At 34.2% G+C, this 25,642-nt stretch carries 22 protein-coding genes; 15 read left to right on the top strand and 7 right to left on the bottom strand.

Features of this window, described 5'->3' with window-relative positions:
* The 5 genes from ACIPKN_RS24130 to ACIPKN_RS24150 are packed head-to-tail and all read left to right on the top strand — an operon-like array spanning position 1 to position 9,498.
* Positions 1-1,038, top strand: a complete 1,038-nt coding sequence (locus tag ACIPKN_RS24130) for a methyltransferase (RefSeq protein WP_400941076.1) — start codon at positions 1-3, stop codon at positions 1,036-1,038.
* Position 1,039: 1 nt separating this feature from the next.
* Positions 1,040-6,553: an amino acid adenylation domain-containing protein gene (locus tag ACIPKN_RS24135; RefSeq protein ID WP_400941079.1), complete on the top strand. Its 5,514-nt coding sequence runs from the start codon at positions 1,040-1,042 to the stop codon at positions 6,551-6,553.
* Complete coding sequence (locus ACIPKN_RS24140) at positions 6,537-7,655, top strand: saccharopine dehydrogenase NADP-binding domain-containing protein (RefSeq protein ID WP_400941083.1); 1,119 nt, start codon at positions 6,537-6,539, stop codon at positions 7,653-7,655. The genes ACIPKN_RS24135 and ACIPKN_RS24140 overlap by 17 nt, the downstream gene beginning before the upstream one ends.
* Positions 7,652-8,737: a Gfo/Idh/MocA family oxidoreductase gene (locus ACIPKN_RS24145; protein ID WP_400941085.1), complete on the top strand. Its 1,086-nt coding sequence runs from the start codon at positions 7,652-7,654 to the stop codon at positions 8,735-8,737. Before ACIPKN_RS24140 ends, ACIPKN_RS24145 begins: the two co-directional genes overlap by 4 nt.
* The gene (locus tag ACIPKN_RS24150) at positions 8,725-9,498 is read left to right on the top strand and encodes a thioesterase II family protein (protein WP_400941088.1); all 774 of its coding nucleotides are present in this window, start codon (positions 8,725-8,727) and stop codon (positions 9,496-9,498) included. Before ACIPKN_RS24145 ends, ACIPKN_RS24150 begins: the two co-directional genes overlap by 13 nt.
* 305 nt (positions 9,499-9,803) lie before the next feature.
* On the opposite strand, the gene ACIPKN_RS24155 is transcribed toward ACIPKN_RS24150, so the two are convergent.
* Positions 9,804-10,049, bottom strand: coding sequence for a YkuS family protein (locus ACIPKN_RS24155; protein ID WP_132358618.1), 246 nt, complete (start codon positions 10,047-10,049; stop codon positions 9,804-9,806).
* 328 nt (positions 10,050-10,377) lie between these two features.
* Here ACIPKN_RS24155 and ACIPKN_RS24160 point away from each other — a divergent pair, with 328 nt between their 5' ends.
* From ACIPKN_RS24160 to ACIPKN_RS24170, 3 genes are all read left to right on the top strand, one after another.
* A complete protein-coding gene (locus ACIPKN_RS24160; protein WP_400941091.1) occupies positions 10,378-10,812 on the top strand; it encodes a MarR family winged helix-turn-helix transcriptional regulator in 435 nt (144 codons plus the stop codon).
* Positions 10,813-10,865: 53 nt separating this feature from the next.
* Positions 10,866-12,062 (top strand): serine hydrolase domain-containing protein, encoded by a 1,197-nt coding sequence (locus ACIPKN_RS24165; protein WP_400941094.1) that lies wholly within the window; start codon positions 10,866-10,868, stop codon positions 12,060-12,062.
* Positions 12,063-12,229: 167 nt separating this feature from the next.
* Positions 12,230-12,628, top strand: coding sequence for a hypothetical protein (locus tag ACIPKN_RS24170; protein WP_400941097.1), 399 nt, complete (start codon positions 12,230-12,232; stop codon positions 12,626-12,628).
* Between the two features lie 130 nt (positions 12,629-12,758).
* Here the strand turns inward: ACIPKN_RS24170 and ACIPKN_RS24175 are convergent, their stop codons facing one another.
* The 4 genes from ACIPKN_RS24175 to ACIPKN_RS24190 form a co-directional block, all read right to left on the bottom strand.
* Positions 12,759-13,916 (bottom strand): hypothetical protein, encoded by a 1,158-nt coding sequence (locus ACIPKN_RS24175; RefSeq protein WP_400941100.1) that lies wholly within the window; start codon positions 13,914-13,916, stop codon positions 12,759-12,761.
* Between the two features lie 628 nt (positions 13,917-14,544).
* Positions 14,545-15,690: a hypothetical protein gene (locus tag ACIPKN_RS24180; protein WP_400941103.1), complete on the bottom strand. Its 1,146-nt coding sequence runs from the start codon at positions 15,688-15,690 to the stop codon at positions 14,545-14,547.
* Positions 15,691-16,196: 506 nt separating this feature from the next.
* Positions 16,197-17,348 (bottom strand): hypothetical protein, encoded by a 1,152-nt coding sequence (locus ACIPKN_RS24185; RefSeq protein WP_400941106.1) that lies wholly within the window; start codon positions 17,346-17,348, stop codon positions 16,197-16,199.
* 455 nt (positions 17,349-17,803) lie between these two features.
* Entirely contained in the window at positions 17,804-18,895 is a 1,092-nt protein-coding gene (locus tag ACIPKN_RS24190) for a hypothetical protein (RefSeq protein WP_400941108.1), read from the bottom strand.
* Positions 18,896-19,163: 268 nt separating this feature from the next.
* Between ACIPKN_RS24190 and ACIPKN_RS24195 the strand changes: the two genes are divergently transcribed.
* Positions 19,164-19,358, top strand: a complete 195-nt coding sequence (locus ACIPKN_RS24195; RefSeq protein ID WP_400941110.1) for a transmembrane Fragile-X-F protein — start codon at positions 19,164-19,166, stop codon at positions 19,356-19,358.
* Between the two features lie 157 nt (positions 19,359-19,515).
* Positions 19,516-20,166, top strand: coding sequence for a DUF4085 family protein (locus tag ACIPKN_RS24200; protein ID WP_400941112.1), 651 nt, complete (start codon positions 19,516-19,518; stop codon positions 20,164-20,166).
* Between the two features lie 350 nt (positions 20,167-20,516).
* Here the strand turns inward: ACIPKN_RS24200 and ACIPKN_RS24205 are convergent, their stop codons facing one another.
* Positions 20,517-20,726 carry an LOG family protein gene (locus ACIPKN_RS24205; RefSeq protein WP_400941125.1) on the bottom strand — a complete coding sequence of 70 codons (210 nt, stop codon included), beginning with the start codon at positions 20,724-20,726 and terminating at the stop codon, positions 20,517-20,519.
* A gap of 255 nt (positions 20,727-20,981) precedes the next feature.
* On the opposite strand from ACIPKN_RS24205, the gene ACIPKN_RS24210 reads away from it, so the two are divergent.
* From ACIPKN_RS24210 to ACIPKN_RS24225, 4 genes are all read left to right on the top strand, one after another.
* Entirely contained in the window at positions 20,982-21,299 is a 318-nt protein-coding gene (locus tag ACIPKN_RS24210; protein ID WP_142507928.1) for a MazG nucleotide pyrophosphohydrolase domain-containing protein, read from the top strand.
* 24 nt (positions 21,300-21,323) lie between these two features.
* Positions 21,324-21,767 (top strand): GNAT family N-acetyltransferase, encoded by a 444-nt coding sequence (locus ACIPKN_RS24215; protein WP_274067410.1) that lies wholly within the window; start codon positions 21,324-21,326, stop codon positions 21,765-21,767.
* Positions 21,768-21,961: 194 nt separating this feature from the next.
* Positions 21,962-22,096, top strand: a complete 135-nt coding sequence (locus ACIPKN_RS24220; RefSeq protein WP_400941115.1) for a DUF6440 family protein — start codon at positions 21,962-21,964, stop codon at positions 22,094-22,096.
* A 295-nt stretch (positions 22,097-22,391) separates the two neighbouring features.
* Complete coding sequence (locus ACIPKN_RS24225) at positions 22,392-22,898, top strand: hypothetical protein (protein WP_142507738.1); 507 nt, start codon at positions 22,392-22,394, stop codon at positions 22,896-22,898.
* A 78-nt stretch (positions 22,899-22,976) separates the two neighbouring features.
* Here ACIPKN_RS24225 and ACIPKN_RS24230 read toward each other — a convergent pair whose 3' ends face one another.
* A complete protein-coding gene (locus ACIPKN_RS24230) occupies positions 22,977-24,149 on the bottom strand; it encodes a multidrug effflux MFS transporter (protein WP_400941118.1) in 1,173 nt (390 codons plus the stop codon).
* Positions 24,150-24,648: 499 nt separating this feature from the next.
* On the opposite strand from ACIPKN_RS24230, the gene ACIPKN_RS24235 reads away from it, so the two are divergent.
* Positions 24,649-25,515 carry a GNAT family N-acetyltransferase gene (locus tag ACIPKN_RS24235; protein WP_400941120.1) on the top strand — a complete coding sequence of 289 codons (867 nt, stop codon included), beginning with the start codon at positions 24,649-24,651 and terminating at the stop codon, positions 25,513-25,515.
* The last annotated feature ends 127 nt before the right edge of the window (positions 25,516-25,642 follow it).

Below are 25,642 nucleotides of genomic sequence, written 5' to 3' on the forward strand. Positions count from 1 at the left end.
ATGGATATACAAGAAAGTATGGTACGTTCAACGATTCAAGGCTTTTCTACTTCTTATTTGCTATATACAGCTTGTGAATTAGGAATATTTGATGCCATATTCGATGAACGAAAGCATGTAACGTTATTGGCACAGGAATTAGCGCTTGACGAAGAAATGCTCTTTCGTTTTATGCGACCATTAGTAGCTTTGAAATATATGGAGGAAGAAAATAATTATTTTAAATTACTTCCTTTAGGGGAGAAATTATCAGGACAAGCAAGTGATTCATTAAAGGATTTTTTATTATTCACAGGCAGACAGGCAATGCCTTATTGGTCGAAGCTTTATGAAGCGATGAAAACGAAGAAAATCCCTTATCAATTAGTAGAACAACAGTCTTATTTTCAAGCGCAAGTACAGCAAAATGAAAAATTTGAAGTGTTTAATAAGATGATGAGTAAAACAAGTGAACGGCTTCAACTAGAAGCATATTTTGCAGAAAAAAAAGATTGGTACTGCATCAAAAAAATTATCGATGTTGGTGGAGGATCTGGAGAGATAATTGCGAAATTTTTGGGATTTTACCGCAATGCTCAAGGGATTGTAATAGATCTGCAACATGTACAACAAAAGGCAGAAGGAAAATTGGAGCTTTACGGCATCAACAGTCGATGTACATTTCAGGCAGGAGACTTTTTTCAAGAGGTACCTAAATTGGGTGATCTCTATATTTTATCGCGAATCCTCCATGATTGGGAGGATGAAGCAGCAATCACAATTTTACGTAATATCGCTCAAAGTATGGGCGAAAATTCTACACTAACTATCATTGAAAAATTATTACCAGAGGTTATTGAAGGAAATGCCTCGCATTTATATATGACGGATTTAAATATTTGGACGATGTGTGGAGGTAAGGAAAGAACACAATCCCAATTTGAGGTGCTATTTCATCAAAGTGGATTAACGATCAAAGCACTTTATTCATTAAAAGAAGATGACTATCTAATAGAAGTTGTGAAAAAGGACTTCGAATATCAGGAGGGAATATTATAACATGAAAAAATTATTAGAGGAGTATAGCGAGCTGGGAGTGAACCTTTGGGTAGAAGATGGAAAATTACATTTTAAGGCTCCAACTGGTGTACTTACAAATAAACGTAAAGAGCGATTGAAAGAAAATAAAGAGCAACTCCTTGATTATTTACAGAAGGAACAACAATCAATTATTCATGATACTGAAAAACGCTATGATTCCTTTCCGCTTACTGATATTCAATCAGCCTATTTAGTAGGTAGAAGCAACAATTATCGTTATGGAGGAGTAGGTTGTAAAGTGTATGCAGAACTAGTTGGCACTACTTTTGATCCTACACGGCTTGAAAAGGCATGGCACCAAGTCATAAAGCGACATGATATGCTCCGTGCGATAGTGCATCAGGAGGGTTATCAGCAAGTATTAAAAAACGTAGAGCTCCCAACTATACAAGTTATTGATTTATCAGATGAAGTACCTGAAGTAGCCAATCAACGATTATTACATGTAAGAAATGAGTTATCTGTTAAGCAATATGCTCCTAATAAATGGCCGTTGTATGACCTAGTCCTTACACAGCAAAAAAATCAAAGTGTTATTCATCTATCTATTGATATGTTAATTGCTGACTTTGTCAGTATCAATGTATTAATAGCAGAATTAGAACACTATTACTATACAGAAGATACTCCATTACCAGCTTTAGATATTCAATTTAGAGATGTCATGATACAACAATATGAACAACATGATCGCTCGATTGCCAATGAAAAAGCTAAAAATTATTGGACTAGTCGTTTAGAGACTTTCCCAGAGGCGCCAGAGTTACCCATTCAAAGCGACAAAATTCATAGCAATACAATTCGTTTTGAACAATTTAATTTCCTGTTACCTAATCATAAATGGCAATTTTTAAGTCAGAAGGCAAAAGATCATCGGCTAACTCCTTCCAGTATTATTTTAACAGCTTTTGCTGAAATTATTGGCTTATGGTCAAAACAATCTCACTATTGTATGAATATAACGATGCTTAATCGACCTAATATTCATGCTCAAATTCATGATGTAATTGGAGATTTTACGACCATCAATCTGTTAGAAATACATGCAAAAAGAGATAGAGCATTTTATGAGCATGCGGCTGAAATACAACAGCAGCTATGGACAGACTTAGAGTATCGCGATTTTTCAGGAATTGAAGTATTGCGTGAATTAAAGCGACATCGTAATCGTGATGTTATTATACCGGTAGTTTATACAAGTACATTAGGTGCAGACGCGAATAGTCATATGTCTGAAAATGAGCCTAAGTTGAAATTAGCATATAAAATTAGTCAAACACCTCAAGTATGGATTGATTGTCAAGTATCTGAACAACCGGATGGAATATTAATAAATTGGGATGTACGTGAAGGTATTTTTCCAAGTGGGCTAATCGATTCAGCCTTTCAATTTTTTGTAGATCACTTAACAAAACTTGCAACTAACGAAACAGCATGGACAGAACGTCAATTATTAGGTTTACCTGAAGCAATGCAAAAGATTAGAAATGAAGTAAATAAAACAACGATTGATTTACCTAAGGGGTTACTTTATGACAATGTGCTAGATGCTATTGCACAATATGCTAAAAATATAGCTATTTACGCAGATGGTAAATATTTTACATATGAGGAGCTCGGTCGTTATGTTTATGCCATTCAACAGGCATTGATTAATAAAGGTGTGCGGCAAGGAGATTTTGTAGCAATTGACTTACAGAAGGGTATTTGGCAAATTGCTGCTGTAATAGGAACATTAACAGCAGGTGGCGTGTATTTACCTTTAGATATTGAGCAACCGATTGCTCGTAAAAAAAATATTATAAGTGAATCACAAACCACTTTTATTTTAGGTCATGCTAGCCATAGTGATTTATACGAACAAGAATCTCTTTCCTTTATTGAAGTCGAGCAATTAAACACTGCTTTAGAAGCACAGTTAACTCCTGTACGTGTAGATGTAGAACAGCCAGCTTATATTATTCATACGTCTGGCAGTACAGGAAAAGCGAAAGGCGTTATTGTTAGTCATAGGGCAGTACTGAATACAATAATGGATATGAATCATCGTTTCCAAGTAACAGAGCATGATCGAGTTTTAGCAATTGCCAATCTAGCTTTTGATTTATCGGTATACGATATTTTTGGATTATTAAGTGTTGGTGGTAGCGTTATATTACCAGAGCATAAACGTCTTAAAGATCCAAAACATTGGTTGGAGCTTTTAACATCTCATCAAGCCACTATTTGGAATTCAGTACCAGCCCAATTGCAACTTCTTCATGCATACATGCAGGATACGACAACAACTTTTCATAAAAAATTACGTTTAGTATTTTTATCTGGAGATTGGATACCTGTTACATTACCAAAACAAATGGCACATTATTTTGAACAAGCGAAATTTATCAGCCTTGGTGGAGCAACAGAAGCAGCAATCTGGTCTATTTATTATCCAATAGATATAAATACTACCTATAAGAACAGTATTCCTTATGGTAAGCCATTAGCAAATCAATATTTTTATGTGTTGAATAAGGAGCTAGAGTCATGCCCTGATTGGACAATTGGTGATTTATATATTGGGGGAGAGGGGCTTGCTACCGGCTACCTACAGAATGAAAAAAATACTACAGCGAAATTTATTGTCCATCCTTACACTGGAGAGCGTTTATATGCAACTGGAGATATAGGGAGATTGCTACCAGATGGTGTGATTGAGTTTTTAGGGAGAGAGGATACTCAAGTAAAAATTAATGGGCATCGCATTGAGTTAAGTGAAATTGAAAGTTCGATGCAACGTATGCAGCAGATAGAGCATGCAGCGGTTATTGCGAGTAAAGATTTGGCAAGTAAAGAATTTAACATTTCAGCATTCGTGCAAGCAAGGAAAAATGCAAATCAAATAAAAACATTGGTTTCTTCAGAAAGATTAACAACTGTAGTTAAAAACGCTGGAGATCAAGCGACCCATAATGTAGATCGAGAGTTATTTGCACAATGGTCTACAATTTCAAATTGGACAGCCGTACTAGATATTATGAAAACATTCCAAGACTTAGATATTTTTATAGATGATCGAGAATTTTCTATAAGTGAAATTCAGCAAATAGTCAAAGTACATCCATACTACCATCAGCTACTAAGAAGATGGCTGAATGTTTTATGTAAAGAAAATCTTATAAAGCAAAATCCAGCAACGTCAAACTATTATCTAGTCAATAAAGATTTACCACACAATGCATCAGAAATCTCTTGGCTAAAATGGAGAGACATTGAAGAAAAAATGCAGTATGGAAAAAAACTTGTGGATTACTTTGAAGATTCAAGTAAGCATCTTTTAGGTTTACTTCGCGGGGATATTGATTCATTAGATTTATTTTTCCCTAAAGGAAGCTTTGATATTGCTTTAGCGGCATATAAAGACAACCTAATTAGTCGTTCATTAAATCAAGTTACAATTCAAGCTGTCCATACAATTGTAGATGAATTTAGAAAGGCTTATCCAAAGAAAACGTTCCGAATTTTAGAGGTAGGAGCTGGCGTAGGCGGTGTAAGTTTAGAGTTAATACCAACATTAAATCATAAAAATGTAGAATATGTTTTTACAGATTTATCACAATTCTTTTTAAATGAAGCGCGAAAATCGTTTGAACCTTATAAGTGGGTTACATATGGTTTGTATGATATCAATCAATCCTATTGGTCTCAAGGAATTCAAGCATCTTCCTTTGATTTGATTTTATGTAATAATGTTTTACACAACGCTAAGAAAGCTCCACAAGTGTTACAAACCTTTAAGGAAATGACAGTTGAAGGAGGAGCGTTAATAGTAGCAGATACGACTGGGGAAAACTATTCACTTCTTACATCAATGGAATTTCATGCTGGTCTAAATGATTTTGAAGACTTTAGAAAAAACAATGATCAAGTATTTTTCAATCGTGAACAGTGGCATGAGTTATTTGCAGCAACAGAGGTGGAGATAGCTGGTGTATATCCTACAAAAAATGATCCATTATCCGCTGCAAATCAGGCAGTATTTGTCGGTCAATTTATAGGTGAACGTAAGAGACTTTATGCGAGTGAGGTTCAGCAACATTTAGCAAGACAACTACCAAAATATATGATACCAGCGCATATTGAAGTGCTTCGTGAACTACCGTTATCTGAAAACGGCAAAGTGGATCGAGGTGCATTACAAAGTCGACTAGAAGCATCCAATCCATTTATTGCACAATCCGGTGAATCTCCGCAAGGTGACTTAGAGAAAAGAATTGCAGAAATTTGGGCGAAAGCACTAAATAGAGAAAGTATTTGGCGCAATGAAAACTTCTATCAAGCAGGTGGCGATTCATTACTAGTTGCACAAGTTGTGGCAGCAATGAGAGATACACTTTCAGAAGTGGAGTATTGGGAGTGGGATCAATTAATGGTAGAGATTTTACAAACACCGACGATTGCAGAAATTGCAGAAAAGATAAGTCACTCGCTTGAAAATCATCAAACAATGCAGGATGAAACTGCCTCAGATGCGAAAACATCTTTCGTTATATTAGCTGAAGGAGAGGTTGGCGGAAAAATTAAAGTACTATTCCACGATGGAACGGGAACACTTACACCTTACAATCAATTGCTCCCTTATTTAATAGATGAACCTAACCGCAAAGACACGATAGCAGGATTTATTTTTGGTGATGAAGCAGATTATTTAGCCTATACACCTGAAACACTTATTCAAAATTTAGGGCAAAAATATGCGCAACAATTGTTAAAGCTAAACGCTTCAAACTTTGAATTAATAGGGTACTGTATGGGAGGGCTTATTGCTGTTGAAACGGCAAAGGTGTTACTTGCAGAAGGTGTTCAAGTTGAACCAGTCATTACAATAGATACTACGCCTTGTGATGCAAAGCTTCGAAATGATCTATTAATGGAAAGAACATTTGGTTTATTAATAGGCGCTGATCTTGAAAAAAGTGGTCACGATGTCGAGGATGAATTACTTAAAAAAGCACTACATGATTTAATCAAAAAAGAAGCGAATACCATTACAATTGAAGATTTATGTAATCTAACCGGAGAGTTTGCACCAATTGCACAATGTTATCAAAAGCTTGCTAGCAAGTCTCCTAAACAGAGATTAGTAGATTTATATACTACCGTTCCAGCTTTACAAGGTGATATTTCAGCTTTTCAAAAGCAACGAATGGTAACGCTATATCAAATCTTCTGTCAAAGCTTTAAAGGTGTTGTATCGTATGGAACCGAGCCTTTCATGGGAGACGTAGTTGCATTTAGTTGTATTGATAAAATATCATCCTTTTTACCGGTAATTGGTACAAGAAACGAAGAATTTTGGAGAGATATTACATTTGGTCATTTAAATATCATTCCTATAAATGGTAATCATATTACGTGTTTGCAGGAGCCTAATGTGAAAGAGACTGCTCAATTACTGCTTAAAGGAGTAAGCCATGAACCATCAATTTAAAATAGGAATTATTGGCTACAATGGGGCTGTTGGACAAGCGGCTGTACGATATTTAAAAGATAAATATCCATTACGCTGTGGGAGTAGAAGTGAGCATAAAGAACATTCTCAATTAGACAAATTTATGGAATATATGCAGGTAGATATATATGACCAAATAGCGCTAGAGACATTTTGTGCAGGTTGTACAATCGTGTTAAATTGTGCAGGCCCCTCGTATAGCATTATTGATAGAGTGGCTCAAGCTGCCATAAAAGCTGGGGCCCATTATGTCGATGCATTTGGGGCAGATTTGTTGGAGAAGAAATTTATACAACAGGAGCTAACAAATATAATGATTCTTTCAGCAGGAAGTTTTCCCGGTTTATCGGGGATTCTTCCTCGCCTATTAGCTCAAGAAGGATTTGATCAAATAGATAAAATAAGCGGCTATGCAGGAGGAGAAGAAGCATATAGTAAAGGCGCAGCAGCTGATATAATGCTTAGCTCCATCTATGGTTTTGGTACAGCGAATGCCTTTTATAAGGATGGAAAAATAGTACGTGATATAGCACAGGAAAAAATAAATGTGACAATTAATGGTGAGGAAAATACAGTCTATGCTCAAAGGTATATAACAAATGAAACAATTCGCCTTGCAAAAAAGCTACATATAACCGAAGCACATTGGCATAATATTTATCCAAATAAAGCTGTTTTTTCATTATTACAACAAGCGTGTATACAATTAGCAATGAAAAATACGCCTGAACATTTACATCAAATTGTAGATGACCTGATGGAAAAACTTATCATTTTCCCTGTTCGACAAACATGGTACACACTCGTCATAGAGATGATTGGAAAATTTAAGGGACAATCGATACGACGACAAGCTCAATTACTTTGTCAAAATAGCTTTACGATTAGTGGAATTATTTGTGCGTTATCTGTAGAAGCCATTATAGAAGGGATAATTCAGGAAAATGGAGTTTATTGGGCTTGCGACATATTGAATCCAAGTAATATCATGCGAGAATTGCATGAACAGTGTGTGATAGAAGATTTTATCATTACTTCACAGACAGAAAATCACCTAGACTTGGAGGAAGGGATATTATGAGGCCATTAAGAGTAGTCGTTTGTGGTACGAAGTTCGGTGCTTATTATTTGCAGGCAATCTTAAATTTACCATCTCTTTATAAGCTTGTAGGTATTTTATCTAAGGGTAGTAAACAGTCGCAAGAACTCGCCAATACATTGAATGTTCCACTTTACACAACTGTAGAAGATATAACAAATGAGCAGGTGGATGTTGCGTGCGTTGTTGTTAAATCAACGATCGTGGGTGGAGAAGGGACAACTATAGCACAAGCATTTTTAGAGAAAGGTATACATGTTATACAGGAGCATCCTGTTCATGAGGATGACTATGTAAAGCTAATTAAAAGTGCGAAAGTAGGTAATTGTAAATATCACTTAAATAGTTTTTATCCAAATGTCGATGCTGTACATTCCTTTATACAAACGGCGAAAACATTAAGAGAAGTTAGTGATATTATTTATTTAGAGGCGGCTTGTAGTATCCAAGTATTATTTCCAATGCTAGATATTATAGGGCAAGCCCTTGGTAGTTTACAATCCTGTATATTTGAACCAGTTAATGACCCTACAGAGCATAATCCTTTTTATATGCTATCTGGACAAATACGGGACACCCCTGTGACATTACGTGTTTTCAATCAAATGGATTTAGCTAATCCAGAAAGTAACATTTATTTATTGCACAGAGTGACTTTAGGAACGAATAGAGGAACATTGTATTTACCGGACACGCACGGTTCAGTGCATTGGATGCCGTGTATGAGTTCGTCATTAAACGAATCGCCTATATTAAATAAGAGAATAGACAATAAATTTCTAAGCTATCCAGTAGAGGAGATTGTCTTTACTGCACAAAACAATAGCTTCGAAGATCACTATAAAAAAGTATGGCCTAAAAGCGTTGAACGTTCTCTTCTAACATTTTATGAAGATATTTGGAATCGTTCTTACTTTAATCAAACAACACAATATTATTTAACAGCTTGTAAATTATGGAATGATATTGGCAGAAAAATAGGACCCTCTCAAAAAGTTAACATACGGGAACGAGAACCATTAAGAATGAAGGATATCAAGGAGGATGAAGAATGGGTGTGGTAGACGTTAAAAAGTGGTTTCCTTTTGTGGACGAGTTAGATTACGAAAATAGTAATAAGCTTTTCTGCTTCCATCATGCTGGAGGCAGTGCCGCCGCTTTTAGAAATTGGAAAACATGGGAGCAGAACTTAGCTGTATTTCCGATAGAGCTACCTGGTAAATCAACAAGAATAAAAGAACAGTATAGTACAGATTATCTTCATGTAATGCCACAAATTGCAGAAGCAATTAACAGAGTAACAAACCAAACGCGAATATATTTTTATGGTCATAGCATGGGAGCTATTCTTGCTTTTAAAACAGCCTGTTTACTAGAAGAAAAATATATGAAAAAAGTGAATTTATTAATAGTAGCAGGTCGCCATGCCCCTCAAGATCATCTCCCTGATGATTATCAAACATATATGGATGATAGTGAATTAGTTAAAGAATTAATACGAGTAGGAGGTACACCGAAAGAGTTATTGGAAAATAAAGAAGTTTTACAATATATTTTACCAATGGTGAAAAATGATTATCGTTTGAATGAGTCTTTTGATTATCGTAATGAATTATTTCATGGTCCGATTGTTGCTCATTGCGGAACTAATGATCCAGACGCACCAGCAAGTAGTATGAAAAATTGGGGAAATGTCACGACAAATTCTTTTAATTTGAAAGAGTTTTCGGGAAGTCACTTTTTCCCATATGAAAATAAACAGGATTATTATAAGAGTTTGGAGCAGAACTGTATACAGAATTCTTCTAAGATTTGTATTAAGTAAAAAAAATTTTAAAATGAGGGTATCTAAAATTAGAGATACCCCCGTTTTGTATTCATATAAAGTATTTATTGAACCTGTAAAAGCTGTAATATGAGAATTAAAATGATGCAAAGAAAGTATTCTAAAAAAGCACAACAAGATTTTTTTACAGTAAAAGCTTATGAAAAAGAATAGATAAAATTTGTAAGAACCCAAGCGTAGAAATTATTAAAGACCTGGGCAAATGAGTATTCTATAATCACATAAATAGTAAAAGGTGCTGCTCTATAGTCAACAAAGCTATAGCGACAGCACCTAGTCATTTATTAGTGGAAATATTTATCGACACGTTGAAGTACTTCGTCAGCAGAAAGACCATCAGCGTCAATAACAGGTCCTGCCATGATAGGATCACTAATCCCCATAATATCTCTGTCTTGCCCAGTGATTACGCAGGCATCACATTTTTTTGCATCTTCTTCAGTACGAAGTTGAATAACTTCATAACCTTTTGCCTTTAAAGCGTCTTCAACGTTTGTTAATGATTGTTCCACACCAATTATTTTAGACATTACTCTTCCACCTCCTATATGTAATGTGTCAAATAGGCTTGCTAATTATTCACTTAATTCATTTTTTTGTTATACATAATTTAATGGCGGGAAATTAGTGAAATTCATTTTCCACTACAACGAAATGATATGAGCAATTATATATGATTACGGCCAGCGATTTGTACCACCAACGACATACTTTGTACCAATGAGTGACAAAATATTTACCACTGAATGACAGACCTTAATTAGTGAACATAATGTTATGACATTTTTTATATAAGATTGACGTTTGACAAATCAATTGTTAATATATTAGACATCTAACACATTAGTAGGTGATTTTTTGTCCTTATATGAACAGGTTAAGCGCATTAATGAAGCAGAATATACGATAAACCGTTTGATATATAAACATTATAAGCAATATTTAAATAGCGGCATTACAACACAACAAGCGGTTATATTAGATATTGTGTATTTAGCAAAACGTATTACGGTGGGTGAAATTGCGATTGAAATGAATATTAGCTCTAGCGCAGTTAGCCAATTAATAGCGAAGTTGGAAAAGAATAAATATATCAAACGAGAAATTAATCTACAAAATCGCCGTGAAGTATTTATAACGTTAGCTGAAAACGGATTGGAGTATTTTTCGAAGCAAGATTATGTAGAACAGCAAATTGCAGATAAAATTTACAGCAAAATTTCATCAAATGAGTTAAACGAATTAGAACGCATTGTTGAAAAATTAAGGGAGATCGCAATGGAGGAATTATAAAATTTCTTCATGTCTAATATGTTAGGTATCTAATTTATTTAGGAGGTTAACAAGTGGAGGATTTACTTAAAAATATCTCGTTTAATGGTGCAATGTATTATGAAAAACATGAACAAATCAAGCAGTATTATCATGGTTATCAGGATATCTCAGAGCAACATCTTATTACTGAAAATACACAATTTAATCTTGCGTCGTTAAGTAAAATGTATACAGCGGTAATGACATTTCAACTAATTGAAAAAGGACAGTTACAGTTAGATGATAAAATTACAAATTGGTTTAAAGCACCTCATTTTACAAATGTGACAGTTGCACACTTACTTACACACACATCTGGTATTCCAGAGTATATTGCAGAAGATTTTACAAAAAGTGTTGAAACATTTGTCGAGACGGCACTGCCACAACATATGCCGAATGAGCATTGGTTCTATAGCAATACGAATTATGTTTTACTTGCAAAAATTATTGAAGAAGTGAGTAGCTTATCGTATGAAGTATATTTACAACAATATATTGCAAGACCATTAAATCTCACTAGTACAACAACACAGCCTACAAAACAATACGAAGCGCAAAATCATACGTATGATTACGAGGAACAACGATATAAAAAGGTAAATAATGACCCATATTTTTGCAAAATTGAAAAATATAATAATATATTTGGTGACGGTGGTATTTATGCAACGGTGGCAGAGGTAGCAAAGTTTTTAAAAGCATTTTTGCAAGGACGGTATATTAGCAAAGAGATTGTGCAATCCATGTTAACACCAATAGAAGTCGCTGAGCATTATAGTTACGGTTTTATCGTACAAGATGACTGGGTTGGTCATACAGGTGGATGGATCGGTTGTTCAGCACAAGCTTTTATTAATACTTCCACAAAGGATATGATTGTATTAGCAACGAATCAAGAAGTGTTTCCGCAATATGAACAAGAAATTGTGAATTACTTAATGGGAATACAATATTCTGTAGAAGCACCAAAAATTATAGAAATATTATCGCTTACTAATAAGGATGATATTACAGGTCAATATGAATTAGCAGATGAACTTAGCACAAGATTTACGATCATAAAGGATAGACAATTTATGATTTCATTTGAACATCAGTTGTCTGTGCCACTTTATAAAATAGATGAGTCGTATTATTGGGTACACAATACGATGAGTTATGTAGATGTTGAGAATCAATTATTTATCGATGAAGGTGTTGAAGTACCTTATCATAAAGTCAATTGATCTAGTCATAAAAGTCGTACTTGTAATAAAGAGCATTTAATAGAGCTACGGCAAATAAAAGAAACCATTTTGAAAAATTGATCAAAATGGTTCTTTACATAAATGCAGATTATGTCGATATTTTTGTTCAAACCATATTTTATGCCAAAAATAGGAGGTTTTTTTTTATGATCTATTATCGAAAGATATTGGAATTACATGATGAAGGGATCAGTTTAAGAAGCGTTGCCGCAAGTACTGGAAACTCTCGTCAAAAGGTAACAGGGGTCATTCAACTAGCCACAATGAAAGGATTGAACTGTCCATTTGATGAAGAGATGGACGACAAGTGGATTGAAGAATTTCTATTCCCAGAGAAGTCATTGGAAGGTTCGGGGAGGCAACCACTCAATTTTGAATACATTCAAGAAGAATTAGCCAAACCTAACGTGACTCTTTCTCTTCTACACCATGAATCAGCAACTTTATCAATGGATTTACCTTCTTGGATAAATGCACATATTCATGCGTATGACTATTTCGGTAGAGTTACCCAGATTGTTGTCCCGGATAATCTGGATATCTAGATTAGAGGAAATGAAATTAAAACGGAATGGCCGAGACTTATAAGGACCAATCTTTAAATAAGAATACCAATTAAAAAGGAGAAGCCACCAATCATTTTCAATGATTGGTGGGACACCCTGTTTTCTTTACCTATTGTGGAAAATAGTCTTGACCGTTAACTGTTAGTTTAGAAAGTGAAATTAGAATTTCTTTATTTGCTTTGAAATATAGGCCTAAAATATTGTGAAAGGCTTCCCAATTTTCTCTGATTTTTTCTGCTTCTTCTTTTTTATCAAGCTTAATAGCTTCTTCATAAAGCTGTTTTAACTGCTTTTTATCCGCCTCACTTATTTCGAAGTCGTCGTATAGAGCAATGTATTCTTCAAATGGTTGAGGTTTAAAGAACTGATCAATGATGTTATAGAATTCACTCCATATTTTTTCAGCCAACTCATTATTTTTAGCTTTTTCAGCTTTTTGAGCATCTTCATAAATAGTTTTTAGTTTTGTTAAAGTTTCACTAGGGATATCTAACTCCAAGTCTTCCATGTACTCTTCAAATGTTTGAGGTGGATAAAGTTCATAAAAATAGGGTTCAAGGATTTTATGAAATTCATCATATTTCTCGTTAGCCTTTTCCTCTTGACCATCTTTTTCAAGTTTTACCCATTCTTCATAAATAACTTTGAGCTGTTTTTTATCATTTTCTTCTATCACTATATTTTTTTTACTAAAGCCGCTTTTTTCTATATACTCTTCAAATGGTTCAGGTTGCCAATTAGCTAAATAATAGGGGTTAGTAATCTTATTCATATCTGCATAAATTTTCTGCAATTCTTCATATTTCTTTTCTGCCTCTTCAATTGCTTTATTTTCCTCCGCTTTTGAAGCTTCTTTTTCCAACTTCTTCACTTCGTTAAACATTTTTTCTAATTTTGTTAAATCATCATTTGTTACTTCTTTAGGCAATTCTTTTTTATAAACTTCGAATGTATAGAAGTCTGAATAGTCCTCTACTATGCTACCTTCAGCTGTAATTTCTTGTCCTTCTACTAAGTTTATTTTTTCTATTTGCTCTTTATAGAATTTATGGAAGCTAATATAGTAGTTTTTACCGTCTCTTCCTTTTAGATAAATCCCGTCATCACTAATGCTTTGAATCGTTCCTGTAACTTGTTGTTCGATTTGAACAGTAACACCATTTGTTGGTTCTACTGCAGAAGCCCCTGCTTGAAGCGGCGTCAGAACAGCCATTCCTATTGTTAATGCTGAAGCAATCATCCAAGTTTTTTTAATCGGTTTTTTCATGATCATTTCTCCTTATATTTACTCTGCTTAATGTTTCCAATATTTAGACGGATTACCAGGTAAAAAGGTTCTTGTTTTTCAATAAATTAAAACATTCCATGTTAAGTACCCATAACATTAGAGTTTGAGATTAAATAAAACACAAAAAGTACAAGGTAAAGGAGAGGGGGACTTATATCGGAGGATGGGCAAATGAAGTTCTTCTTATATTTTTTCTATAAAGATAGCATACTTTTAAAAACTGGTTTATTACCAAAAGTTGTGGATGACTTTTGTTAAAACGTCTACTAAGTAAATAGTTGATTGGAGTGGAGATTGGGAGACTCATCGGGGATCAGCGATAGAGGAACGAAGGCTAAAAGCATCACATCCTGTGATAACGCCTTCGTGACCAACATCGTGTTGGCCCGAGACCCTGCAGCCGTAGCGAAGCGGCTCATCGGACGCCCCCAGGAAGCTTTGCTCTGTGCGAAAGCGAAGCGTCAGCTACAAAGCGCCCAGTCGGAACGGAAATCAACCACACGTTTTGGTGATGATCCAAAAAATTCGAAATACTATAGTGGAATTAACAAAAAAGGAATCCCAACAATCATCCTAAATGATTGTTGAGACACCTCAATTCTCTTTCTTATTGTGGCGTATATTCTTGGCCGTTAATTGTAACTTTAGAAGCAGTAATTAGTATTTCTTTATTTGCTATGAAATATGGTTCTAAAATATTATTAAATGCTGCCCATTTCTCTTCAATTTTTGCTTTGTCTTCTTTTTTATCTAACTTTAAGATTTCTTCATAAAACTGTTTTAATTGCTTGCTATCCGCTTCGCTAAGTTTGAATTCATAATCAGCCATGTATTCTTCAAATGTTGGAGGCGTTCTGAATTGATCAATGATGTAATAGAAATCTTCCCATAGTTTTTCAGACAAATCAGCATTGTCATCTTTTTCTGCTTTTTGAGCCTTATCGTAAATATCTTTTAATTTTGCTATAGTTTCAGTAGGGATATCTAACTCAAATCCTCCTATGAAATCTTCAAATGTTGGAGTTGGATAAAGTTTTTCAAAATACGGTTGAAGAATTGTATAAAACTCATCCATTTTTTCTACTGCCTTTTCCTCTTGACCATCTTTTTCAAGTTTTACCCATTCTTCGTAAATACTTTTAAGTTTTTTATTATCATTTTCTTCAAAAACTATATTTTTTTCACTAAATTCGAAATCTGCCATATATTCTTCAAATGTTTGAGGTTGCCACTTAGCTAAAATATATGGTTTTGTGATTTTACCCATTTCTTTATATATTTTATCAATTTCTTCAAATTTCTTGTCGATTTCTTCTTCTGTCATGTCATTTGACAATTCTTTTTGCAGCTTTTTCTTTTCATTAAATAATTTTTCTAATTTTGTTAGCTCTTCTTTCGTTACCTCTTTAGGCAATTCTTTTTTATAAGCTTCGAATGTGTCGAAATCTGAATAATCCTCTGCTACGCTACCTTCAACAGTGATTTCTTGACCTTCTACAAAGTTCATTTTTTCAAGTTGTTCATTCGAAAATTTATAAAAGCTGATATAGTAGTTTTTACCATCTCTGCCTTTTAGATCAATGCCATCCCCGTAGATGCCTTTAATCGTTCCTGTAATTTGTTGTTCGATTTGAACAGTAACACCATTTGTTGGTTCTACTGCAGTAGCTCCTGCCTGAAGTGGTGTCAGAACAGCCATTCCTATTGTTAGTGCTGAAGCAATCATCCAAGTTTTTTTAATCGGTTTTTTCATAATCAATTCTCCCTTTTATTTACTCTGGAACTAATGTTTCCAATATTTAGACGGATTTCCAGCTGAAAAGGTTCATTATTTTTAAAAAAATTTTAAAACATTCTATGTTAAGTACATAAATAAAGGTACATATTGTTTGCAAAACCTTATAAATAATGAATGCGTTGATAAAAATTCTACCACCAGAAATTATTGCTAATAAAAGAATTGTTCCGTTTTCAGTTTCATCACAAGTGAAATAAAATTAGATTTAAGAAACTACCTATTGAGGGGATAGAAGTAGAAAATGGTTAAGCAGTGATGAAATTGAACTTGTAAAAGTAAAAGGGAATGTTTGCTCTGTTTCAAAAGGGAAGGGGACTTATCTATATATTATTTCAGAAAGATGAGATAAAGGAGGTACCTCTTATATTTCTGCTATAGAGGTAAAATGGATAAATTAAGTCTAAAAAGGGGAATCCGACCAATCATCTTCATTGATTGGTGAGACACCCCGTTTCCTTTACCTATTGTGGAAGATAGTCTTGACCGTTAACTGATAGTTTAGAAGGTGAAATTAGAATTTCTTTATTTGCTTTGGAATATGGTTCTAAAATACTGCGAAATGCTTCCCATTTTTCTTCAATTTTTACTTTGTCTTCTTTTAGATTTAGCTTTAAGATTTCTTCATAGAGCTGTTTTAATTGCTTGCTATCCGCTTCGCTAACTTTGAATTCATAGTCAGCCATGTGTTCTTCAAATGTTTGAGGCTTTATGAATTGATCAATGATGTAATAGAATTCTTCCCATAATTTAACAGAATCATCAGCGTTGTCATCTTTTTCTGCTTTTTGAGCATTATCATAAATATTTTTTAGTTTTGCTAAATCTTCAGTAGGGATATCTAACTCAAATCTTTCGATAAACGCTTCAAATGTTGGAGTTGGATAAAGTTTATCAAAATACGGTTGAAGGATTTTGTGAAACTCTTTCATTTTTTCTTTAGCCTTTTCCTCTTGGCTATCTTTTTCAAGCTTTACCCATTCTTCATAACTAGCTTTAAGCTGTTTTTTATCATTTTCTTCTATCACTATATTTTTTTCACTAAAGCCGAGACTTTCTAGATACTCTTCAAATGGTTCAGGTTGCCAAGTAGCTAAATAATACGGCTTAACAATTTTACCCATATCTACATAAATTTTATGCATTTCTTCATATTTCTTTTCTGCCTCTTCAACATTATTTTTATCTGCTTTTGCAGCTTCATTTTGTAGCTTCTTCGCTTCGTTAAACATTTTTTCTAATTTTGTTAAATCTTCATTTGTTACCTCTTTAGGCAATTCTTTTTTATAAACTTCGAATGTATAGAAGTCTGAAAAATCCTCTACTGCGCTGCCTTCAACTGTGATTTCTTGTCCTTCTACTAGATTCATTTTTTCTAGTTGTTCTTCAGAAAATTTATAGAAGTTGATATAGTAATTTTTACCGTCTCTACCTTTTAGAAAAAGCCCGTCATCACTGATTCCTTTAATCGTTCCTGTAACTTGTTGTTCGATTTGAACAGTAACACCATTTGTTGGTTCTACTGCAGTAGCTCCCGCTTGAAGTGGCGTCAGAACAGCCATTCCTATTGTTAGTGCTGATGCAATCATCCAAGTTTTTTTAATCGGTCTTTTCATGATTATTTCTCCCCTTTATTTACTCTGGAACTTAAAGTTTCCAATATTTAGACGTATTTCCAGTTAAAAAGTTTCGTTGTTTTTCAAAATTTTAAAACATTTCATGTTAAGTACATACATAGTTGTATAACATCAAAGTTTGAGCAGTCTGATCATATAAAGCACTAATAGGACAAGGTACATATTATTGGAAAAATCCTATAAATAATGAATGCGCTGATAAAATTCTATCACCAGAAACTATGGCTAAAAAAGAATCGTCCTGTTTTCGTTTCATCTTAAGTGAAATTAAAATGTTTTCTCTGTTTCAAAAGAGAAGAGGACTTTTATCGGACGATGGGCAAAAGGAGGCTCTTCTTAATATAAAAAATCTCTGAATAGTATTGTGGAATTAACAAAAAGAGGAATCTCAACCGTCATCTTAAAGGATTGTTGAGATTCCTTGATTCTTTTACTTATTGGGGAAAATATTCTTGGCCGTTAATTGTTACTTTAGAAGCTGAAATTAGAATTTTTTTATTTGCTTTAAAATAAGATTCTAAAATATTATTAAATGTTTCCCATTTCTCTTCAATTTTTGCTTGTTCTTCTTTTTCATCTAGCTTTAAAATTTCATCATAAAGCTGTTTTAATTGCTTGTTATCCGCTTCACTCACTTCAAAATCAAAGTCTGCCATGTATTTTTCGAATGTTAGAGGCTTAATGAACGGATCAATGATGTCATAGAATTCATTCCATGCTTTTTCAGCTAATTCATCATTTTTAGCTTTTTCAGCTTTTTGAGCGTCTTCATAAATAGTTTTTAGTTTTGCTAAAGTTTCAGTAGGGATATCAAACTCTTTGTCTTCTAAGTACTCTTCAAATATTTGAGGTGGATAAAGTTCATAAAAATATGGTTCAAGGATTTTATGAAGTTCATCATATTTTTCGTTAGCCTTTTCCTCGTTACCATCTATTTCAAGCTTGACCCATTCTTCATAAATAACTTTGAGCTGTTTTTTATCATTTTCTTCTAGCACTATATTTTTTTCATTAAATCCGTAACTTGCTATATATTCTTCAAACGTTGCAGGTTGCCAGATAGCTAAAAGATAAGGTTTTATAATTTTATACATGTCTTCACGTATTTTCTTGATTGCTTCAAATTTCTTTTCAAACTGTTCTTCTGCCATTTCATTTGACAATTCTTTTTGCAGCTTGATCTTTTCATTAAACAATTTTTCTAATTTTGTGAGCTCTTCTTCCGTTACTTCTTGTGGCAATCCTCTTTTATAAACATCAAATGTATAGAAGTCTGAATAATCCTCTACTACGTTTCCTTCTACAGTAATTTCATGGCCATCGACTAAGTTCAAGTTTGCTAATTGTTCTTCAAAAAATTTATTGAAACTGATATAGTAGTTTTTACCGTCTTTACCTTTTAGATTAATCCCGTCTCCGTTAATGTCTTTTATCGTTCCTGAAATTTGTTGTTCGATTTGAACAGTAACATCATTTGTTGGTTCTACTGCAGTAGCTCGTGCTTGAAGTGGTGTTAGAACTGCCATTCCTATTGTTAGCGCTGATGCAATCATCCAAGTTTTTTAATCGGTTTTTTCATGATCATTTCTCCCTTTTATTTACTCCGGATCTTAAAGTTTCCAATATTTTGACAAATTACCAGGTGAATAGGTTCATCTTTTTTGAAAAAGTTAAAAAGTTTAAATATTTCATGTAAAGTGCTTAAATAGTTGTATAACAATAAAGTTTGAGATTTCAGAAGAATTAACGACAAGAAACTAAATTCAGAATGATGAAAATTAGGTGTATGGTGGTGTGACTAAGGGAATCGCTGAAGTATTAACAATTGTCTTGATAGTATTAAAGCTCATGGATGTTATCGCATGGTCTTGGTGGTTAGTGCTTTTGCCAGCGATCCTATCCTTTAGCATTTACGCATTAATTTTGGTAATGAAGTTAGTAATGGTCGTGATAGCGGTAGTGGCAGTGAAAAAACGAAAAGAGTTGTAGAATGGAGATTTAAATAAAGGGGTCGCATACGAATGATTCAAGCGGTGATTTTTGATTTAGATGGAACATTGTTAGAGCGTGATAGTTTAGTTCTTTCGTTGATCTTCACCAGTAGAAAAAACAAGATAAAGAACAGAAAGAGAAGGGGGATTTTTAATTGAAATATTTCACTAAAAATTGGTATCGTGAAATGCAAGTCTATAGTTTTTTAACTTTTCCTGACGCTATAGAAGATTGGGAAGAAAGTTTAAATTGGAAAAACGAAGATGGGACAAGCTATATTGAAATGTTACAAGGAGAGTTGGAATGGCGAAAAAATGATTTATTAACGTTTCTTCCGGCGCCATTTCATCCATATATTTTAGATGGTTCTCTAAAAACACAATATCCATCTAAAGAATTAAGAAAAATGGCTGAAGAGTGGAATGAAAATTATCAAAGTCGTAGTCGAGATATACGTAAACAGTATTTACAACAATTTGAAGAAATAAAAGAGCAGCTACCATCTCAAGTTCTTGAAATACATACAAAATCATTACATGATGGAGAAGTATTATCTTTCTCCTCAACTGAAACTACAATTACGCTTATGATAGCTGGAACAAGTGTAGGTTGGTACGACACAAATGTAAAACTAACTTTTAGTGATATAGAGAAATGTTCGATTCCAGAACAATTAGAAGGTTCTTGGTGGCTATATGATGAAATCTATAAAACTAATACAGGGTTTGAATTACACGTATTATTTGACTGTCCACTTTGTGAATTAATGATACAGGCTAGGGAATTAAAGATTGAGATACTATAAAAATAGACTGTGATATACATAAGCAACGGAAGCATCTGTTACCAATAGATACATGGTATGTGGATTGGTTGATTGGAGTGGAGCTGAGAGACCCCTTGGGATTAGCGTCACAGATGATACCCTGGAGTGCAAACGGATGTTTTCTGTGCGAAACCCAACAAAAGTGGCTTATCGGGAGCCTCCAGGAAAGCGCTCAGTCGGAACGAAAATCAACGACTCGTTGTGCAGAAAGATATATTTTATTTAAATCTCATAGACAAATGAAAAACAGCTGATTTCATAGATTTCAGCTGTTTTTTGTAAGATAGTGAAGAATTTTTATTAAATTCAATCCACTATCCTAAATTTATTCATTTAATCGTTTGATACGTTTTAACGGTAGGAGGAACATAGGCTGCACATTTATCTAAAAGTCCCACAACGTCTTCATCTACAAGTAGGGCATTTCGATATTGGGCTTGTAAAAATTGTGCGTTTTGCATATGGTCAAATAACCCAATGAGTAAATCATAATAATGATTGATATTTAAAAGTCCACAAGGCTTTTGCAGAAGGCCGATTTGATTCCAAGTGAATACTTCAAAAAATTCTTCTAACGTAGAAGAATAGCTCCTTCTTTATATGCTTCAGAAGCACCGATGCTTGATCCGCAAAATACTGCAATACTATCCATCATTGTTCCTCCATATCTGATAAGTATATTTTCACATTAACGGGCAGTGAACTTTAAGCGGGGGATGAAGAAACCCCCTGATTCACGTTTCACTTTTATAGTATAATTTAATTTCGAGAGGAAAGAAATGGAGGAAATAGAAATGGAATTAAATGAGTTTCAAAAATGGCTAAAGGATTACTATGATACACGTGGTTGGTCTGATTTAAGCATTTTTACGCGTATTGGTTTTCTAGCTGAAGAAACTGGAGAAGTGGCGAGAGCTATACGAGCGTTAGAGATTGGAAGAGATAGACCAGATGAAAAGATTCAATCATATGAAGAAAATAAGCAAGAATTAGTAGAGGAGCTTGGAGATGTTTTAGGAAATATTATTGTTATCGCTAATAAATATGATATTTCACTGGAAGAAATTTTTTCAGCGCATCAGGAAAAGCTAATGAAGCGTTATAAAGCATAGAATACATATGGAAGGGGGATTTATATGGATTATCAAATTGAGATTTTATTAGAAAATCACGATGACTTTACTACGTTTTTAAATACAAAATTAAAAGAGTACAACGATGAACATTCACCGTATCATAAAGAAAGTAGACAAAAGGGTTCTATTCGTTCGTTAAACCTAATCGTTACTGATCATCAACAGCAATGGATAGGCGGCATCACAGCTGAGGTTTATTGGGGTTGGGTAGAAATCAATAAATTTTGGTTTAGTAAAGAATACCGTGGAAAAGGTATTGGTGGACAGCTACTGGCCAAGGCTGAAGAAACAGCCAAGCAAATGGGCGCTACGAAGGCATTATTAACTACATATGACTTTCAAGCACGTACGTTTTATGAAGCGAGAGGTTATCAAGTTGTTGGGGAAATAAAAGATTATCCGCCTGGAAGTAGCTATTATACAATGGTTAAACATCTACTTTAAGTTTAGAAAGGCTGTCTGCTTACCTCTTCTAACGGGGGCTTTCGTATTATATGTTCATACAATGGGTAGTTTTCAAGAAAATTGTTGCCCTTTTATTACTTTTGTAATAATCAACTGATAAGCGCATAGTATAAAAAGGTGTTAGTTGAAAATACAGTAATAGTTAACATATACATGAATATGGGGGCGAAAAAATGTTTGATAAAGACGCAGAGAAGAACAAAGGTTCAAAGAAGAGATTTGAAGAAATCCTTACAGAAAATGGTGTGGCTAATGGAAACAGAATAATAGTAGATAAAGAAACAGGAATTCATTATTTATTTAGTTGAGGTGGATATGCGGGGGGAATCACTCCGTTATTGGATAAGGATGGAAAACCAATGATAAAACCAAATAATGAATAACATTCTTTATCCTGTTCAACTATAAGGGCTTTAGTTAAATATTAGCTTTACGCAATATCAAACATAAAAACAGAGTTGATTCTACACATTTTGTAGATAGTAACTCTGTTTTTATGTTTTAACAGCAACAATCTTTTAGAAAACAGCCTAAAAATATATGGTTAAAAGATGACTAAAAAAACGCCCTAATGTCAAACTTATAATAAAGGGGAGATTTAGTGTGTACTCGATATCAAACTTTAAATTACTCGTTGATAATCAGGCAGAAATTGATACCATTCATCAAAATTGTGATAATTTAATCCAAAAAACTGTAACGCCTAAAATGGATGCGGAAGTCAATACTTTGTTAGATGCCATTAATAAAAAACTAACCGAACAAGGCTTTACAATTACAGTGACATCTACTGGACTAATCGCAAAATATAGTGAAGCAGTTATTAATGTCGACAAGCATTCGAAAGATTTGGAGGAGTGCTTTTTCATTAATTTAAATAATTTTGCGGAGGATCAAGTTTCCATTGTTTTAGATGTTTCCGATATAATGATGCCGAAAATCTCCAATAATCTTGATGGCTACTCTGAAATTATTGAGCAAATGACAGATACATTAAAGTACGCAAAAAGTCTCGAAAAAGCTTGTACTTCACCAAAGTTTATTTATAAAACCCAAAGTAATATTATTTTTCATTCTGCTGAAGAAGTCGTCAATTATTATTTTCAATAAAGAGGCAGCCACCCTCATAGTAATATAGGGTGGCCGATAAATGAAGTGCTATTGATTATATATTCCCGCTACAATATTTTAAACAATAAACTTTCTTCCGAATAATAACAGTATCATCGATAGGATGAAAAAATATAGTGGCATGATCGTCAACGAACCATCATGCAGGAAACTCATACCTGATGTTATTAAGCTTACAAGTAAGTAATAGCCTAAGCTGAAAATTGCGCCAGCTGTCCCGATAACGTCCTGAAAGTTGACAAGTGCAAGGCTTAAGCAATTAGGTAGAGCAATTCCTGATCCCAATAAGGTAATAAAAATGGTTACTAAAATGCCCACTAGTAAGACAATATTAGGCAATGGGAAAGAACTAACGATTAGTAGCAATACAGCGCCGACAGTCATCACAGAACAACCGAGATGAATTACTTTCTCTGGCTGATAGTTGCTGACGAGTCTTTTGGAAATCATGGCACCAATAATAGAGGCAAGCGCCACAATTATACCAAGAAATCCATAAAGTCCTGGTGATAAATTGAAATGGTCAATAAAGATAAAGGGAGCTTCGGCATAGTAACTGAATAGCACACCATTTATCCCACCAATCAGCAATCCAAAGGCAAGTACCCGTGGAGATGAAATAATACGTTTTACAACTGGGAAAATAGCAATTGTTTTTCTCATTGATGTATCTGTTGTTTCTGGAAGTCTAAAATAAGTGTAAATAAACAACAAAATACTCATTGCAACGAGCACAAAAAAAACAGCTCTAAAACCAAATGCTTGATCGACCCAGCCACCAATCAGCGGCCCTACTGCAGGGGTAAAGGCAATTACCGCAGAAATTTGCGCAAACATAGCATGTCTCTTACTGCCAGATACGCTTTCTCGCAAAATGGTTTGCGTTATTATCGAGCCTGTCGCCGCCCCAAAAGCTTGTATAAATCTACTAACTAATAGAAAAATAATAGTTTCTGCGTAAAAACACATGAAACTGCCAATACTATAAAAAATTAAACCGCCTAGCATGGCCGGTCTTCGTCCAATAAAATCAGAAATCCATCCCCAATAAAAGACCCCAAAAGCAAACCCTATAAAATAAATACTTAAGGTTAACTGTACAGAGCGATTTGAAGCATTCAAAGCGTCTGAAAGATCAGGTAGAGATGGTGAATAGATTGTCTCGCTAATCTGTGGAAAAGCTACAAGAACAATCATTAATAGTAAAGATGGTGCTACATGTTTTTTCAACTTATTGCCCTCCTACAAGCAAAATCTACTTCTTTAGAAAAGAGTAGACGTAGCTAGGGAAACGGCGGGACCATAATAAGTATTCGTTCGTAAGATGTCATTTTCAATCACCTAAATATGCTTAAAGTAGGAGTGCATAGTTCTAGTTACAATTATAAAGATATTTGCAATTTTTAAAAGGAATATATAGAAAAATTATGAATAACTTTAATAGTTTGGGTTAATTCCCGAAAGCCGTAGTGCTAACGTAACGTCAGTGGCAAGAATATTTGGTCACGAAGGTGTTTTCACAGGACGTGATGGTTTTAGCCTTTGTTCCTCTATACCTGATTCCCAAGGAGTCACCCAGTCTCCACTCCGATCGACGTATTAAAAGTGCTGTGTTTTATAAAATGGTCATTCCCAACTTTTGATGATAAATCTAAACTTTCAAAAAATTACTTGTACATAGTATAGAATCTGTGTAAAATAGCAACAAACGTTCTTATAGGGGGATTAAATGACTACATATCATAAACAGTTACAGTTAGTATTATTCGATGCAAATGATATTCCAGGATTAATTGATCTTTCTGACTCTGTCGGGTGGGATTATGATGAATCTGAAATTAGAACGGTGATGATGTCAGGTAAAATATTTGGGCACAAAAATGCTGAAGGGAATATTGTTTCAAGTGCTGCCATTATTACATATGATACAAATTTAGCTTCGATAGGTATGGTCATTGTGCATGAAAATTACAGAGGACTTGGCCTAGGGAAATTAGTTACTCAAAAATGTATTGAAAGTGTTTCACAACATACAGCTATTATGCTCGTCGCAACGAAAGACGGAGAACCATTATATAAGAAAATAGGCTTTACCACTGTAGATTATGTGCATAAATATCTGGCTGACAAGTATAGCGGTGCACATAACTTAACTTCAAATGACTTTACGATTGAAGATTATAATGAGAGTGATTTTGCTGAAATTGTCCGCTTAGATGCAGCTGCCTTTGGAGATAAAAGAAGTAATTTTCTACGGAATAGGATAAACCAAGCTAAGCATTGTAGCGTTGTGAGAGATCATCAAACAAATATTATTGGCTTTGGGTTGTCCATTCAAGGTCCAATTCATCTAATTTTAGGCCCAATCATAGCACCTGATTCTATAACAGCCAGTCTCATAATTAATACTTTAGCGAAAGACCATCATGGAAAATTAAGAATGGATGTGCCATCTGGACATGCTGAAATGATAAAGTGGTTAGAGCAAAATGGTTTTACAGAGGCAAATAGACCTCCAGTTATGATTCTTCATGCAGAAGAAATGCCGACTAGAAATAATACGCTATTTGCCATAGCTGCACAAATTTTTGGCTAACATCACTGTAACAAAGTGAGCACACTTTCTATTGAGGGCACTGAAAAAGTCTATATCTTTTCACATTGCGAGGTATTCAACGATTAAATCGTTGAATACCTCGCTTTTTTCATTTGGCACTGTGACT

This window comes from Lysinibacillus sp. NPDC086135 (assembly GCF_044746345.1).
Lineage (GTDB): Bacteria > Bacillota > Bacilli > Bacillales_A > Planococcaceae > Lysinibacillus.